This window comes from Tabrizicola piscis (genome assembly GCF_003940805.1).
GTDB lineage: Bacteria > Pseudomonadota > Alphaproteobacteria > Rhodobacterales > Rhodobacteraceae > Tabrizicola > Tabrizicola piscis.
Window position 1 is genome coordinate 3,538,380 of the sequence record NZ_CP034328.1, and the last position, 14,863, is coordinate 3,553,242.

At 63.5% G+C, this 14,863-nt stretch carries 14 protein-coding genes; 13 read left to right on the forward strand and 1 reads right to left on the reverse strand.

All coding sequences use genetic code 11. From position 1 onward, the window contains the following. Window positions 1–90 precede the first annotated feature (90 nt). From EI545_RS17200 to EI545_RS17260, 13 genes are all read left to right on the forward strand, one after another. The gene (locus EI545_RS17200; protein ID WP_125326600.1) at window positions 91–873 is read left to right on the forward strand and encodes an ABC transporter ATP-binding protein; all 783 of its coding nucleotides are present in this window, start codon (window positions 91–93) and stop codon (window positions 871–873) included. After that, window positions 873–1,580, forward strand: coding sequence for a substrate-binding periplasmic protein (locus tag EI545_RS17205; RefSeq protein WP_125326601.1), 708 nt, complete (start codon window positions 873–875; stop codon window positions 1,578–1,580). Before EI545_RS17200 ends, EI545_RS17205 begins: the two co-directional genes overlap by 1 nt. Before the next feature lie 35 nt (window positions 1,581–1,615). Beyond that, window positions 1,616–2,335: a transporter substrate-binding domain-containing protein gene (locus tag EI545_RS17210; protein ID WP_125326602.1), complete on the forward strand. Its 720-nt coding sequence runs from the start codon at window positions 1,616–1,618 to the stop codon at window positions 2,333–2,335. A gap of 39 nt (window positions 2,336–2,374) precedes the next feature. After that, a complete protein-coding gene (locus EI545_RS17215; RefSeq protein ID WP_125326603.1) occupies window positions 2,375–3,253 on the forward strand; it encodes an ABC transporter permease in 879 nt (292 codons plus the stop codon). Window positions 3,254–3,347: 94 nt separating this feature from the next. Next, window positions 3,348–4,175, forward strand: a complete 828-nt coding sequence (locus EI545_RS17220; protein WP_125326604.1) for an ABC transporter permease — start codon at window positions 3,348–3,350, stop codon at window positions 4,173–4,175. A 160-nt stretch (window positions 4,176–4,335) separates the two neighbouring features. After that, window positions 4,336–5,670 (forward strand): glutamine synthetase family protein, encoded by a 1,335-nt coding sequence (locus EI545_RS17225; RefSeq protein ID WP_125327654.1) that lies wholly within the window; start codon window positions 4,336–4,338, stop codon window positions 5,668–5,670. Window positions 5,671–5,745: 75 nt separating this feature from the next. Beyond that, on the forward strand, window positions 5,746–6,453 hold the full coding sequence (locus EI545_RS17230; protein WP_125326605.1) for a type 1 glutamine amidotransferase: 708 nt from the start codon (window positions 5,746–5,748) through the stop codon (window positions 6,451–6,453). Window positions 6,454–6,487: 34 nt separating this feature from the next. Then, window positions 6,488–7,843 (forward strand): glutamine synthetase family protein, encoded by a 1,356-nt coding sequence (locus EI545_RS17235; protein WP_125326606.1) that lies wholly within the window; start codon window positions 6,488–6,490, stop codon window positions 7,841–7,843. 19 nt (window positions 7,844–7,862) lie between these two features. Continuing rightward, window positions 7,863–9,167 (forward strand): NAD(P)/FAD-dependent oxidoreductase, encoded by a 1,305-nt coding sequence (locus tag EI545_RS17240; RefSeq protein WP_125327656.1) that lies wholly within the window; start codon window positions 7,863–7,865, stop codon window positions 9,165–9,167. Window positions 9,168–9,325: 158 nt separating this feature from the next. After that, entirely contained in the window at window positions 9,326–11,263 is a 1,938-nt protein-coding gene (gene dnaG / locus EI545_RS17245) for a DNA primase (protein WP_125326607.1), read from the forward strand. 74 nt (window positions 11,264–11,337) lie between these two features. Then, window positions 11,338–13,329, forward strand: coding sequence for an RNA polymerase sigma factor RpoD (rpoD, locus tag EI545_RS17250; protein WP_125326608.1), 1,992 nt, complete (start codon window positions 11,338–11,340; stop codon window positions 13,327–13,329). A 151-nt stretch (window positions 13,330–13,480) separates the two neighbouring features. Further along, the gene (locus tag EI545_RS17255) at window positions 13,481–13,855 is read left to right on the forward strand and encodes a hypothetical protein (RefSeq protein ID WP_125326609.1); all 375 of its coding nucleotides are present in this window, start codon (window positions 13,481–13,483) and stop codon (window positions 13,853–13,855) included. 214 nt (window positions 13,856–14,069) lie between these two features. After that, window positions 14,070–14,546, forward strand: a complete 477-nt coding sequence (locus EI545_RS17260; protein ID WP_125326610.1) for a hypothetical protein — start codon at window positions 14,070–14,072, stop codon at window positions 14,544–14,546. Here the strand turns inward: EI545_RS17260 and EI545_RS17265 are convergent. Next, window positions 14,543–14,797 (reverse strand): hypothetical protein, encoded by a 255-nt coding sequence (locus EI545_RS17265; protein WP_245990149.1) that lies wholly within the window; start codon window positions 14,795–14,797, stop codon window positions 14,543–14,545. The two genes, EI545_RS17260 and EI545_RS17265, sit on opposite strands and share 4 nt — an antisense overlap. Window positions 14,798–14,863 lie beyond the last annotated feature (66 nt).

Consider the following 14,863-nt stretch of genomic DNA (forward strand, 5'->3'; position numbering starts at 1 on the left):
GTCAGCCCGGGAATTCCGGCCAGTTGCACGTTGCAATGCTGCACAATCTCGGCCCTACTGCCATGCCATACGCCCCAGACACAAAGCCCCATGCCCGCAGACAGCCCTGATACCCCGGTGATCGAGATCCGCGACCTGCACAAGTGCTATGGTCCGCTGGAGGTGTTGAAGGGTGTCGATCTGGTCGCGCCGCGCGGGCATGTGGTGTCGCTGATCGGGTCGTCCGGGTCGGGGAAATCCACGCTGTTGCGGTGCTGCAACCTTCTGGAGGACAGCCAGCAAGGCGAGGTCCGGTTCGAGGGCGAGGCGGTGCGCTGGAAAGGGCAGGGGCTGGAGCGGCATCCGGCCGACCGGGCGCAGGTGACGCGGATCCGGACCAACCTGTCGATGGTGTTCCAGCAGTTCAATCTTTGGGCGCATCTGACGATTTTGCAGAACGTGATGGAGGCCCCGGTGACGGTGCTGAAGCGCGACCCGAAAGAGGTTGAGGAACGCGCGCGGCATTATCTGGCCAAGGTCGGGATCGCGGAAAAGGCCGATGCCTGGCCGGCGCAGCTTTCGGGCGGCCAGCAGCAGCGCGCGGCGATTGCCCGGGCCTTGTGCATGGAGCCCCGGGCGCTGTTGTTCGATGAGCCGACCAGCGCGCTGGACCCGGAGCTGGAGCAGGAGGTGGTGCGCGTCATCAAGGCCCTGGCTGACGAAGGGCGCACGATGCTGCTTGTGACCCATGACATGAAGCTGGCGGCGGATTGTTCCGACCACGTCATCTTCCTGCATCAGGGTCTGGTCGAGGAAGAGGGGCCGCCCGCCACCCTGTTCGGCAATCCGCAAAGCGAACGGCTGCGCGGGTTCCTGTCGGCAACGGCGGCCTGATGGCCTGTCTGGCGACCATCGCGGCGCTGGCGATGGGGGTGTCGCTGGTGCAGCTTGATCCGGTGGTGGTCGGCACCGATGCGCCGTTTCCGGCCTATACCTATGTTGACGATGCTGGCGTGATCTCCGGGTTCGAACGCGATGTGATGGATCAGATCTGCGCCCGCGCGCTGCTGATCTGCGAGTGGGAGTTGGCGAATTTCGATCAGTTGATCCCGGGTGTGATGGCGGGGCAGTTCGACGTGGTCTTGGGCGGGATGGCGGTGACGGATGACCGCCGGGCGCTGGTGGATTTCACGCAAAGCTACCACGGAACCGACCCGCAGGAATGGTACATCGGCCGCCCCGGCGCACCTGCGCCCGCCTCGGCGCTGACGGCGGTCCAGTCCGGCACGGTGCATGAGGCGCATCTGCGCGGTCTGGGGCTCCGCTTCACCGCCTTTGCGACCGAGGGCGAGGTGCTTGAGGCGCTGCGGCAGGGGCAGGTCGACCTCGCGCTGGGCCCGTTCCAGACCCGGCCCGACATCCAGAGCTTTGTGGATGCGCACGGGTTGGATTATCTTTATTCCGACCTGATCCCGGATGACGGCGTGGCCATGGCCGTCTGCAAGGGCAATGCCGATCTGCTTGACACGCTGAACGCGGCGCTTGATGGCATGCGCGCCGATGGGACGCTGCAGGATCTAGAAACCCGCTGGTTCAACTGAACCGGCAAAACCATCCACCAAAGGGGAGACCAAGGATGAAAAAACTGCTTCTTGCCACCGCGCTGATCGCGGTATCGGGTGCGGCTATCGCACAGGACGTGGTGCGTCTGGGCACCGAGGGCGCCTACCCGCCCTTCAACTTCATCAACGACGCCGGCGAAATCGCGGGCTTTGAGCGCGATGTCGGCGATGAGATTTGCGCCCGCGCTGCGTTGACCTGTGAATGGGTCACCAACGAATGGGACAGCATCATCCCGAACCTGCAGTCCGGCAACTATGACGTGATCATCGCCGGGATGAGCATCACGGACGAGCGTGACGAGGTCATCGACTTCAGCCAGAACTACTTCCCACCGGCCGCGTCGGCCTATGTGGCGCTGACGGCGGATGCGGACATCAAGGGTGTCGTCTCGGCGCAGGTGTCCACCATTCAGGCGGGCTATGTCGCCGAATCCGGCGCGACCCTGCTGGAGTTTGCGACCCCCGACGAAACCATCGCCGCCGTCCGCAACGGCGAGGCTGTGGCCGTCTTCGCCGACAAGGATTTCCTTGCGCCGATCGTGGCGGAATCGAATGGCGAGCTGACGTTTGTCGGCGAAGAAGTTCAGCTTGGCGGCGGCGTGGGCCTTGGCCTGCGTGAAAGCGACACCGAGCTGAAGGACAAGCTGAACGCCGCGATCCAGTCGATGAAGGATGACGGCAGCCTGAACGCGCTGATCGAAAAGCACTTCGGCCCGGAAACGGCCAAGTTCTGATAGGGCAAGGGGCGCGGGTTCACCTGCGCCCCACCGCCAATGTTCGCCGCTTGCGCTGACCCCAAGGCCATTGAAGGCCTGACGTGGCTGACGTGCTACCTGACCTCAGGCAAGCACCTTGATTTCTATTGGTCGTTCCTGACCGTCCTGCTTTTGCTGGCGATCACCGCGCCCACCGCCCTTGCCATGGGCTTTGCCGGGGCCACGGCCGCGCGGTCGCGGTTCCTGCCACTGTCCCTTCTGGGCAAGGGCTATGCGGCGATTGTCCGGGGTGTGCCGGACATCGTGTTCTTCCTGTTCTTCGTGATCGCGCTGGATCAGGGGATTGAATACCTCAAAAGCCTTGCAGTCTGCGACGACCCGGTCTGGCCCTGGCAGGGGCTGGAGTTCCGCGTCTGCCAAGAGGCGAAGGTGCCGCTTGGCGCGTCAGCGGCCATCTGGCATCAGGCCTATGGCTTTGGGCTGGCGGTCTTCACCTTCGCGCTTGTCTTCGGGGCCTTTGCCGCCAATGTGCTGTACGGCGCGATGGGGGCCGTTCCGAAGGCCCAGCTTGAAACGGCTGAGGCCTATGGGATGAGCCACGCCCAAGTCTTCCGCCGCATTCTTGTGCCGCAGATGTGGGTCTATGCGCTGCCGGGATTGTCCAACTTGTGGATGATCCTGATCAAGGCCACGCCGCTGTTGTTCCTGCTGGGCGTCAAGGACATCGTCTATTGGGCGCGGGAATTGGGCGGATCGAAGACCCAAGCCTATGAATACCCGCACCCCGACTGGCGGCTGTGGTATTTCCTTGGGCTTCTGGTCTTTTACCTTTTGTTCACCAAGGTATCCGAGGTCGTGCTGGCCCGCCTGTCGGCGCGGCTGGCGCAGGGGCAGGCGACGGCGGGTGGCGAAGCCTTGCGGAAGGCTGCCGCATGAAAGCGCAAAAGTTTTCGAAAACTTTTGCAAATTCCTTTGAAGGAATTTGGTCCCGGCCCGGGTGGCGGTCTGAACCTTGCCGCGGGGGGCCGGCATGAGCTGTTGGCAAACCGTGCAGGACTATGCCTTCCGGTCGATCGGCTATGGCGAAAACCTGCTGCCGCGCACCGATTTCACGCTGTGCCAGCAAGTCACGCTGATCGGGTCGGGGTTGATCTGGAACGTCTATTTCGGGGCGCTGGCGCTGGCCTTCGGGTTCTTCTTTGCCATCGCCGTCGCGCTGGCAAAATCCTCGCGCCATGCGGTGTTGCGCAAGCCGGCGGACTGGTTCGTGTTCGTCTTCCGGGGCTCGCCGTTGTTCATCCAGTTCTTTCTGGCCTATGAGACGCTGCAGCTTCTGCCCAAGGCGGGGATCGAGGTGTTTGGCATCACGGTTGAAACCGCTTGGACCACGCGGGCCTGGGCGGGGGCGCTGTTCGTGCTGTTCCTGAACACCTCGGCCTATGCGGCGGAAATCTTCCACGGCGCGCTGAAGTCGATCCCGCGCGGCGATCTTGAGGCGGCAGAGGCTTACGGCCTGACCGGGTTTCAGAAATTCCGCCGCATCCAATGGCCAACGATGCTGCGTCTGGCCTGGCCCGCCTATACGAACGAGGCGATCTTTCTGTTCCACGCCACGACGCTGGTGTTCTTCAGCGGCTTTCCCGCGTTCCGCCAGATGGGCGACGCGCTGTATTATGCCAACTACTTTGCCGACAAGACCTTCAACCCGTTTGTCCCCTATCCGATCGTTGCCGTCTATTTCATCGCGCTGACGCTGCTTTTGACCTTTGTCTTCGGTCTGGTGAACCGCAGGCTGAACCGGCATCTGCCGTCGAACCAGAAAAGCAGAATCCGCTTGCGTCCGCAGATCATCCGATAGTACCCTAAATTTGATCAAATTGCGCGACGTGCCACAACGGCCCGCGCCGGGGATCAAAAAACAGGGGATGGGATCAAGGGCATGATCCGAAACCCGCCTGCCGGGGCCGTTTGGGCCCTGTGCGTGGGCGGTTCGTGCCCGGCCTCAAACGACGATGATGATGAAAGACTATTTGCGCAAACATCCGGACGTGCGGACCATCCGCGTGGCCGCGGTGGATCTGAACGGGCAGGCGCGGGGCAAACGTGTGCCGGCCCGCTTTGCCGACAAGATGGTGACGGATGGGACGCGGTTTCCGTTCTCGATCCTGAACCTGGATATCTGGGGCGAGGATATCGACGACAGCCCGCTGGTGTTTGAACAGGGCGACGCTGATGGGGTGCTGAAGCCGACTGAACGCGGCTTCATGCCGATGCCATGGCTGGAGGCGCCGACTGCGCTTTTGCCGATCTGGATGTTCCGCGAAAACGGCCAACCCTATGAGGGCGACCCCCGCCATGCGCTGAACGCCGTGGTGCAGCGCTATCGGGCGCGCGGGCTGACGCCGGTTGTTGCGATGGAGCTGGAGTTCTTCCTGATCGACGATTCGGGCAAGACCCTGCAGGTCCCGCCATCCCCCCGCAGCGGCAAGCGGCGGAAGGCGGCGGAGACGCTGTCGATCCGGGCGCTGGATGCCTTCGACACCTTCTTCACCGACCTTTACGACGCCTGCGAGGCGATGGACATTCCCGCCGACACCACCACGTCGGAAACCGGGCTGGGCCAATTCGAGGTCAATCTGATGCATTGCGACGACGCGCTGCGCGCGGCGGATGATGCGTGGCTGTTCAAGATGCTGGTCAAGGGTCTGGCGCGGCGGCATGGCTTTGCGGCCAGCTTCATGGCCAAACCCTATGCCGATTATTCCGGGTCGGGTCTGCACACGCATTTTTCGGTGCTGGACCAGAAGGGCGAGAACATCTTTGACTCGGGCGGTCCGAAAGGGTCGGCGCAGCTGCGCCATGCGGTGGCGGGGTGTCTGGGGGCGATGCATGACTCCACCCTGCTGTTTGCGCCGCATTTCAACAGCTATGAGCGGCTGGTCCCGGACAAGCATGCGCCGACCGCGATTTCCTGGGGGTACGAAAACCGGACAGCGGCGATCCGCATCCCGGCGGGCAACCCGGCGGCGCGGCGGATCGAACATCGCGTGGCGGGGGGCGATGTGAACCCCTATCTGATGCTGGCCGCGATTCTGGGCGCCGCCCTGACCGGCATCGAGGATGAGATGGAGCCGCCACCGGCGGTGACCGGCAATGCCTATGCGATGGACCTGCCGCAGATCCCGTCATCCTGGGAAGCCGCGATCGAAGCGTTTGAGCATTCGGACCAGCTCTATCGGTTCCTGCCGAAGGAACTGATCCGCAATCTGGTCCAGACCAAACGGCAGGAACTGCATTATCTTGCGGAACTTTCGCCGGAAGAACGGGTCGAGCTTTACCTCGACACGGTCTGACAGCACGCGCCCCCCTTGACCAAAGGGGGGCGAAGCGCCCACCTTCTGCTGAAGCATCACAACGGACCGGGACCCATGCAGATCGGCATCCTTCAGACCGGCGCCTCGCCTGACGCGCTTCGCGCCGAACACGGCGATTATCCGGATTTCTTTGAAACCCTGCTGGCAGGCCGGGGACTGACCTTCCGCCGCTTTCACGTTGAAGCGATGGAGTTTCCGGCCGATGTCCACGATTGCGACGGCTGGCTGATCACCGGATCGCGCCACGGGGCTTATGAGGATCACCCCTTCATCAAGCCGTTGGAGGACTTCATCCGCAAGGCTTATGCCGAACAGGTGCCGGTTGTGGGGGTCTGCTTTGGCCACCAGATCATTGCCCAAGCCATGGGCGGCCGTGTGGCGCGCTATGAAAAGGGCTGGTCGGTTGGTCCGACCGACTATGACTTCGGCGGCGAGAAGCTGACCTTGAACGCCTGGCACCGCGATCAGGTGGTCGAGGTTCCGGAGGGGGCCCAGGTCGCGGCGACGAACGAGTTCTGTGAAAACGCCGCCCTTCTGTACGATGACCGCATGTTCAGCGTGCAGGCCCATCCGGAGTTTCCGAACAGCTTTGTCGAGGGTCTGATGCGCACGCGCGGCCCCGGCCTTGTGCCGGATGACCTGATGGCCGCCGCGCGCGACCGTTTCGCCAAGCCTTTGGACGATCAGACCATGGCTGGCCGCATTGCGACTTTCTTTCTGAACCACCAAGCAAAAACCGGGGCCGAGAAGCTCCGCGCCTGACGCGCGGGGGCCACCCTCCAACACCGTGTGACATATGTCCAAATGGACCGACCAACTGCCCGAGGCAGCGCGTGACTACATCGGCAACCGCCGTGTGGATGAAGTGGAATGCATCATCGGCGACATTGCCGGGGTGGCGCGGGGCAAGGCGATGCCCGCCGCGAAATTCGGCAAGCAGACCAACTACTTCCTGCCGAACTCGATCTTCCTGCAGACCATCACCGGCGAATGGGCCGACAACCCGTTTGACGCCTTTACCGAACCGGACATGATCCTTGAACCCGACTGGTCCACCGCCACTGCGGCACCCTGGACGGCGGATGTGACGCTGCAGGTCGTGCATGATGCCAAGGACCAGCAGGGCAACCTGATCCCGTTCAGTCCAAGGAACGTGCTGCGCCGGATCATGGACCTGTACGCCGCCCAAGGCTGGCGCCCGGTCGTGGCGCCGGAGATGGAGTTTTTCCTGACCGCCCGCAACATCGACCCGAACCAGCCGATCATGCCGCCGATGGGCCGTTCTGGCCGCCGCGCGGCGGGCAAGCAGGCCTATTCGATGTCGGCGGTGGATGAATATGGCAAGGTCATCGACGACATCTATGACTTCGCCGAGGCGCAGGGGCTGGAGATTGACGGCATCCTGCAGGAAGGCGGGGCAGGGCAGATTGAACTGAACCTCGCCCATGGCGACCCGATCCGTCTGGCCGACGAGGTGTTCTTCTTCAAGCGCCTGATCCGTGAGGCGGCGCTGCGCCACGACTGTTTCGCCACCTTCATGGCCAAGCCGATCGCTGGTGAGCCGGGGTCAGCGATGCATATCCACACTTCGGTGGTGGATACGAAAACCGGCAAGAACATTTTCGCCGGCCCGAAGGGCGTGGAGACCGAGGCGTTTCTGCACTTCATCGGCGGGCTGCAAAAGCACCTTGGCGCGGCCGTCGCGCTGTTTGCGCCTTACGTCAACAGCTACCGCCGCTATGTCCCGGACTTCGCCGCCCCGATCAACCTCGAATGGGGCCGTGACAACCGCACCACAGGCCTGCGCGTGCCAATCAGCAGCCCTGCCGGACGCCGGGTGGAAAACCGCCTGCCGGGGATGGATTGCAACCCTTACCTCGGCATCGCATCGACCCTGGCCTGCGGCTATCTGGGGCTGATGAACAAGACCCAGTGCCGGCCGGAATTCAGTGGCTCTGCCTATATCGACAGCGAGGACATCCCCGTGAACCTGGGCGATGCGCTGGACCTGCTGGATGAGGATCAGGCGCTGAAAGAAGTGATGGGGGAGGAGTTCACCAAGGTGTACGATTCCGTAAAGCGGAACGAATACAAGGAATTCCTGCAAGTCATCAGCCCGTGGGAGCGGGAACATCTGCTCTTGAACGTCTGATGCGCCCAAGACCATGCGCCTGAACCTTCTGCACGCCAATGACCGGGCCGGGGAATATCCGCCCAGCTGGTACGCGGCCACCGCAGTGCCGCTGCCGCCCCTTCCGGCGCTGAAGGGGGAGGTGACGGCGGATGTCTGCATTGTCGGCGGCGGCTATACCGGCCTTTCGGCGGCGCTGCATCTGGCCGAGCGAGGGCTGAAGGTGGTGCTGCTGGAGGCGCATCGCATCGGCTTTGGCGCCTCGGGGCGCAATGGCGGGCAGGTTGGCAGTGGCCAGCGGCAGGATCAGGTCTGGCTGGAAAAGGTGGCCGGGAAAGAGAATGCCCATCGGCTGTGGGACCTTGCGCAGGATGCCAAGGCGCTGGTGCGCGCGCTGATCACGGAGCACGCGATGGCCGGGGTGACCTATCAGCCCGGCATCGCCCATGCCTGCTGGACCGACGCCGAGGTGCGCGAGGCGCATGCCTATGCCGAAAAGCTGCACCGCGATTACGGCTATGACCAGCTGGAACCGCTGGACCGCACCGGCATCCGCCGCCTGATCGGGTCGAGTGTCTACAAGGGTGGCGAGGTTGACCGGGGCGCTGGGCATATCCACCCGCTGAACTTCGCGTTGGGCCTTGCCAAGGCGGCCTCTGCGGCGGGTGCGCGCCTGCATGAGGGCAGCGAGGTGACTGCCATCGACCATGGTCGCCGCCCTGTGGTGCGGACGGCCAGTGGCAGTGTGACCTGTGACACGGTGATCCTGGCCGCAAACGGCTATCTTGGCGGGCTGGAGCCTGCGGTGGCGGCCAAAGTGATGCCGATCAACAATTTCATCGTCGCGACCGAACCGCTGGGCGACCGTGCAGTGGGCGTGCTGGCCGAACCCGTGGCGGTGGCAGACACCAAGTTTGTCGTCAATTACTGGCGGCTGAGCGAGGACAACCGCCTGCTGTTCGGCGGCGGCGAAAGCTATGGCTACCGTTTCCCCGACATCGTGAAGACCGTGTCGAAACCGATGCTGGAGGTCTATCCGCAGCTCAAGGACGTGCGGATCGACCATGCATGGGGGGGGACGCTGGCGATCACGCTGAACCGGATGCCCTGCTTCACCCGCGTGCGGCCGAACGTGCTGTCGGCCTCGGGCTATTCCGGGCATGGGGTGGCGCTAGCCACGCTGGCGGGCAAGCTGCTGGCCGAGGCGACGGCCAGCCAGTCCGCCGGGTTTGACCTGATGGCCAGCCTGCCGCAGCCGCGCTTTCCCGGCGGGGCCGCCTTGCGCTGGCCGCTGCTGGTCCTGGCGATGACCTGGTATTCCACCCGCGACCGTCTGGGTCTTTGACATCTGGCAAAGCGGGGGCCGGCCCCCGCACCCCCGGGATATTTAAGCCAGAATGAAAGTCACAATGGCCTTGGTCTTTCATTCTGGCTCAAATATCCTCTGGGGGTCCGGGGGGCGAAGCGCCCCCGGGGCGTCCACAAGAAGGCCGCCAAAAGCTTATGTCCCTGCCGAACGGATTCCTTGATGACCTGCGCACACGGGTGACCCTTTCCCAGATCGTGGGGAAAAAGGTCACCTGGGACATGCGCAAGTCCAACATGGCCAAGGGCGATTTCTGGGCGCCATGTCCGTTTCATCAGGAAAAATCCGCCAGCTTCCATGTCGATGACCGCAAGGGGTTCTATTACTGCTTCGGTTGCCACGCGAAGGGCGATGCCATCGGGTTTGTGAAGGAAACCGAAAACCTGTCCTTCATGGAAGCGGTCGAGGTTCTGGCGCGCGAGGCGGGGATGCCGGTCCCCGCGCGCGACCCCAAGGCCGCAGAACAGGCCGACCGGCGCACGCAGCTTGTCCAGGTGATGGAGGAGGTGGTCAAGTTCTACCGCCTGCAGCTGAAAACCGCCGCCGGGGCCGAAGCGCGGCGCTATCTGGCTGAAAAGCGCCGGTTGTCCGAAGCGGCGCTGGAGCGGTGGGAGATCGGCTGGGCGCCGGACGGGTTCAACGCCTTGCGCGATGCGCTGGCGGCGAAAGGGGTCAGCCCGGAACTGATGGTCGCATCCGGCATGGTCGCCAAATCCGACAACGGCCAGCTTTATGACCGGTTCCGCGGCCGCGTCATCTTTCCGATCCGCGATGGGCGGGGCCGGGCGATCAGCCTTGGCGGGCGCAGCCTTGATCCGAACGCTCAGGCCAAATACCTCAACGGTCCGGAGACGGAGCTGTTCGACAAGGGGCGCAACCTGTTCAACCAGCCCCGCGCGCGGGAGGCGGCGGGCAAGGGCAAGCCGCTGATCGTCGCGGAAGGCTACATGGATGTGATCGCCCTGTCGGAGGCCGGGTTCCCGGCTGCCGTCGCGCCGCTTGGGACCGCGGTCACCGACGACCAGCTGCGCATGATCTGGCGGATTGGGGATGAACCCATCGTGGCGCTGGATGGCGACGCTGCCGGGCTGAAGGCCGCGCAGCGAGTGATCGACCTTGCGCTGCCGCTGCTGGAGGCGGGCAAGGCCCTGCGCTTTGCCGTGCTGCCGGGGGGGATGGACCCTGATGACCTGCTCAAGGCGCAAGGGGCGCCGGCGATGCAGGCCATTCTTGATGGCGCGCTGCCCATGGTCCAGCTGTTGTGGCGGCGCGAGACGGAAGGCCGCAGTTTTGATAGCCCCGAACGCCGGGCGGCGCTGGACAAGGTGTTGCGCGGGCATCTGGCGCGGATCGCTGACCCATCGATCAAGAACCACTACGCCGAAGAGATGAAGCGCCTGCGTCAGGAGCTGTTTGGCACCACCCCCGGCGCGTATCGCCCGTTCCAGCCCGGGCCCTTTCGCCCCGGGCAACGCCGCTTTGCCCCGCCGGGCGGCGCTTTGGCCACCACACGCTCGTCGCTTCTGGCGCAGGCACAGGGGCCGGTGGAGGAAACCCTGCGCGAGGCGGTGGTTCTGGCGACATTGATCCTGCACCCCGGGCTTATCCCCCGCTTCGAGACGGCGCTGGAACGGCTGGAACTGACCGTGGACGATCATGAAGCCCTGCGCCGGCTGATACTGACCCATGCCGATGCGCCTGATCTGCAGGACCTCATTCGCAAAGCAGCGCCCGCTGCCCTTGACGCGCTGATGGCGCGCCCCCATGTCGCCATTGCGCCCCCTGTGCGCCATCCCCAGGATCATGACCTTGCCACGCTGTGCCTGGCTGAGGAATTGGCCAAACTGGACGCCTGGCGCGGGGCCCGGCGCGAGATTGAGGAGGCAGTTGAAGATATGGTCGGCCTGCCGGATGAGGGCCTGACCTGGCGTCTGACCAAGGCCGCCGAGGCGCGCCACCAGTCTGACCGCACCGGCCCATCCGACAGCAAGGATTTGGGCGAAGACCGCGACGCCCTGTCGAAACATCTGCAGAACCTGATCGATAGCGAGGTCTGGGTGAAGAAAAACCGCTGATTCGGCCTTTCCCCCAGCCTGATTCGCGTTATTGATTCGCATGCCCGGTCCCGATTCGCCCGCAAGGAGCACCCATGGCCCTCAAAGACACTGACGACGCCAAGCCCGAAGCCGACGAGCAGGACGTTTCGCTCGATATGAGCCAGGCGGCCGTCAAGAAGATGATCGCCGACGCGAAGGAGCGTGGCTACATCACCTACGACCAGCTGAACACCGTCTTGCCGCCCGAACAGGTGTCGTCGGAGCAGATCGAGGACGTGATGTCGATGCTGTCCGAGATGGGCATCAACATCATCGAGGATGACGAAGCCGAAGAAGGCGCCGAACCCGTGGGCGAGCTGGTCGAGGTGTCGACCAGCCGCGAAGTTGCCGTTGCCGGCACCTCGGCCGAGGCGCTGGACCGTACCGATGACCCGGTGCGGATGTATCTGCGCGAGATGGGGTCGGTTGAGCTGCTGTCGCGCGAGGGCGAGATTGCCATCGCCAAGCGGATCGAGGCTGGCCGCAACACGATGATCGCTGGCCTGTGCGAAAGCCCGCTGACGTTTCAGGCCATCATCATCTGGCGCGACGAACTTCTGTCCGAAGACATCCTGCTGCGTGACGTGATCGACCTTGAGGCCACCTTTGGCCGCAGCCTTGACGGCGAAGAGGACATGGACGGCCCCGCGCTGGACGAGGTTGACGTGGACGCGGCCCCCCGCCGCGCTGGCGGCGCTGCCGAGCCCGAGCTTGACGCCGATGGCAACCCGCTGGCCCGCGAAGCCGACGATGACGAGGATGACGAAGCCTCGAACATGTCGCTGGCCGCGATGGAGGCCGCGCTGAAGCCGCGCGTTCTTGAAACGCTGGACCTGATCGCCCGCGATTATGCCAAGCTGTCCGACATGCAGGACCTGCGGATGAATGCGGCGCTGTCCAAGGCGCAGCATTTTTCGACCGCGGAAGAGGCTGCTTATCAGAAGCTGCGGTCGGAAATCGTGCTTCTGGTGAACGAGCTGCACTTGAACAACAGCCGGATCGAAGCGCTGATCGACCAGCTTTACGGCATCAACCGCAAGATCATGTCGATCAACTCTTCCATGGTCAAACTGGCCGATGCCGCGCGGATCAACCGCCGCGAATTCATCGACGAATACCAAGGGTACGAGCTGGACCCGACCTGGCTTGACCGGATGGCGCAGAAATCCGGGCGGGGATGGGCGGCGCTGCTGGACAAGTCGCGCGATGCGATTGAAGACCTGCGGGCCGAGATGGCGACGGTGGGCCAGTATGTCGGCGTCGACATCAGCGAGTTCCGCCGGATCGTGAACCAGGTCCAGAAGGGCGAGAAAGAGGCGCGTCAGGCCAAGAAGGAAATGGTCGAGGCGAACTTGCGGCTGGTGATCTCCATCGCCAAGAAATACACGAACCGGGGCCTGCAATTCCTTGATCTTATTCAGGAAGGCAACATCGGCCTGATGAAGGCCGTGGACAAGTTCGAGTATCGGCGGGGCTACAAGTTCTCCACCTACGCGACCTGGTGGATCCGTCAGGCGATCACCCGGTCGATTGCCGATCAGGCGCGGACGATCCGGATCCCGGTCCATATGATCGAGACGATCAACAAGCTGGTGCGCACTGGTCGCCAGATGCTGCACGAGATCGGCCGCGAACCGACGCCCGAGGAACTGGCCGAAAAGCTCCAGATGCCGCTGGAAAAGGTCCGCAAGGTGATGAAGATCGCCAAGGAACCGATTTCGCTGGAGACGCCGATTGGCGACGAGGAAGACAGCCAGCTTGGCGACTTCATCGAGGACAAGAATGCGATCCTGCCGCTGGACAGCGCCATTCAGGAGAACCTGAAGGAAACCACGACCCGGGTTCTGGCGTCCCTGACCCCGCGTGAGGAACGCGTGCTGCGGATGCGCTTTGGCATCGGGATGAACACGGATCACACGCTGGAAGAAGTTGGCCAGCAGTTCAGTGTCACCCGCGAACGTATTCGCCAGATCGAAGCGAAGGCTTTGCGTAAGCTGAAGCATCCTAGCCGGTCACGGAAGCTGCGGAGTTTCCTCGATCAATAGTCGGTACGTCGTGCCGGGTTCGTGTTTTCCACCGCTTGGCGAGCGCGCCCTATCTCGCAAGAAGTTGATCCCCGCCATTGGTGGGGATTGATCCGCGCTTTCGGTGGTTCCGTACATATTTGTACAGTCCGATCAACCGTGCGGAGCCGCCATGCGCAGCCTGACCCTGCTTGCAGCCCTGACCCTTGCCACGCCATCCTGGGCCAGTCTGGACCGTCTGTCGGTCAAGCAGGAGTCGTCCACCGAGTTTACCGTCGGCTACAAGGCGAGGGCAGGGGACAACAACTATTGGTGTGCGGCGGGGCGCTATGTGACGGAAACCTTGGGTCTGCCGCCCACAACCCTTGTCTACCGCCTGTCGCCGCCACCGCGCAAAGCCGGGAAGGGCATCACCTTCACGCTTGATCCGGCAAAAAGCTCTGGGGAGACGGGGTTATCCTCGACAAGCAAGGCGCAGAACGGCAGCATTTCGGCTGGTGGCGTACAATCCACTTACTGCAACCTCAACCGCTCTGTGGGGCAGTGACCAAAGCCGGAAGGTCGTAGGGTGGGGCACCCACCATCGCCAGACTGCTGTGCATGATCCGTCCCGCAGACAAACCCCGTCCCGGGCCTGACCCGGGACCCCCACCGATTTTGCAGCAGCGAGCGGGCAGGGGGCTTCCCCTGTCCGGCTTTCCCCACCTTGCGCCATGCCCATCCCGGCGGCACAGTTTGCCGGAACCCAGAAAAGGCACCCCATGCGCGCGCTTGCCCTGATCTTTGCCCTTGTTCCCCTACCCGTGGCAGCCGCCTGTCCGAACGAAAGCGAGATCTTCTCTTGCACCGTCAACGGCAAGCCCCTGCAGATCTGCCACTGGAAGGGTGCCCTCATCTACAATTTCGGGCCGGTCGACAAACCCGAGCTTTCCATCGCGGAGCCGTTGGAAACCGTGGGCTATTACCCATGGCCCGGATTCAGCCGGTCCATCTGGTCCAGCGTGACCTTTCTAAACAAGGGCGTCAGCTATGAGGTCTGGGCCTCGTTCGACCGGCTGCAGGACAATGCCGAACTTGAAGGGGGCATCACCGTTCGGGAAGGCCAGACCACCCTTGCTGAACTGACCTGCGACCGGGGCAGCGTCAGCCAGTTGTTGGATGTCGTCAGTGACCTGAAATATGACATCGGCCAGTGCTGGGATTTTGACAGCCAAAGCTGGCTCGCCAGCTGTAGTTAGGCCGGGGGTGGCGTGGACGCTTCCCAAGCCTCACCCATCGCAAGGATGCAGGCGGTGCCATTGGCATAGCTCTGCACCAGCACCCAATCGCCGGAGGGCCGGGCCCAGACCTCCAACACCGCCTCGGCGTCGCGCAGGCCGGAGCCGGTGATCGTGGCCCCCGAGAGCCGCGCCACAATCTCGGCCCGGGGGGCGCAGAGCACTTCGGCAATCGGGCTTTCGGCCGCTGCGGGGCCTGCTAGAAGGATCATCGGGATGAGTCGCTGCCACATGCATGGAATGGTAACATGCAAATGACAGTTTCAGCGCCAGCTTTT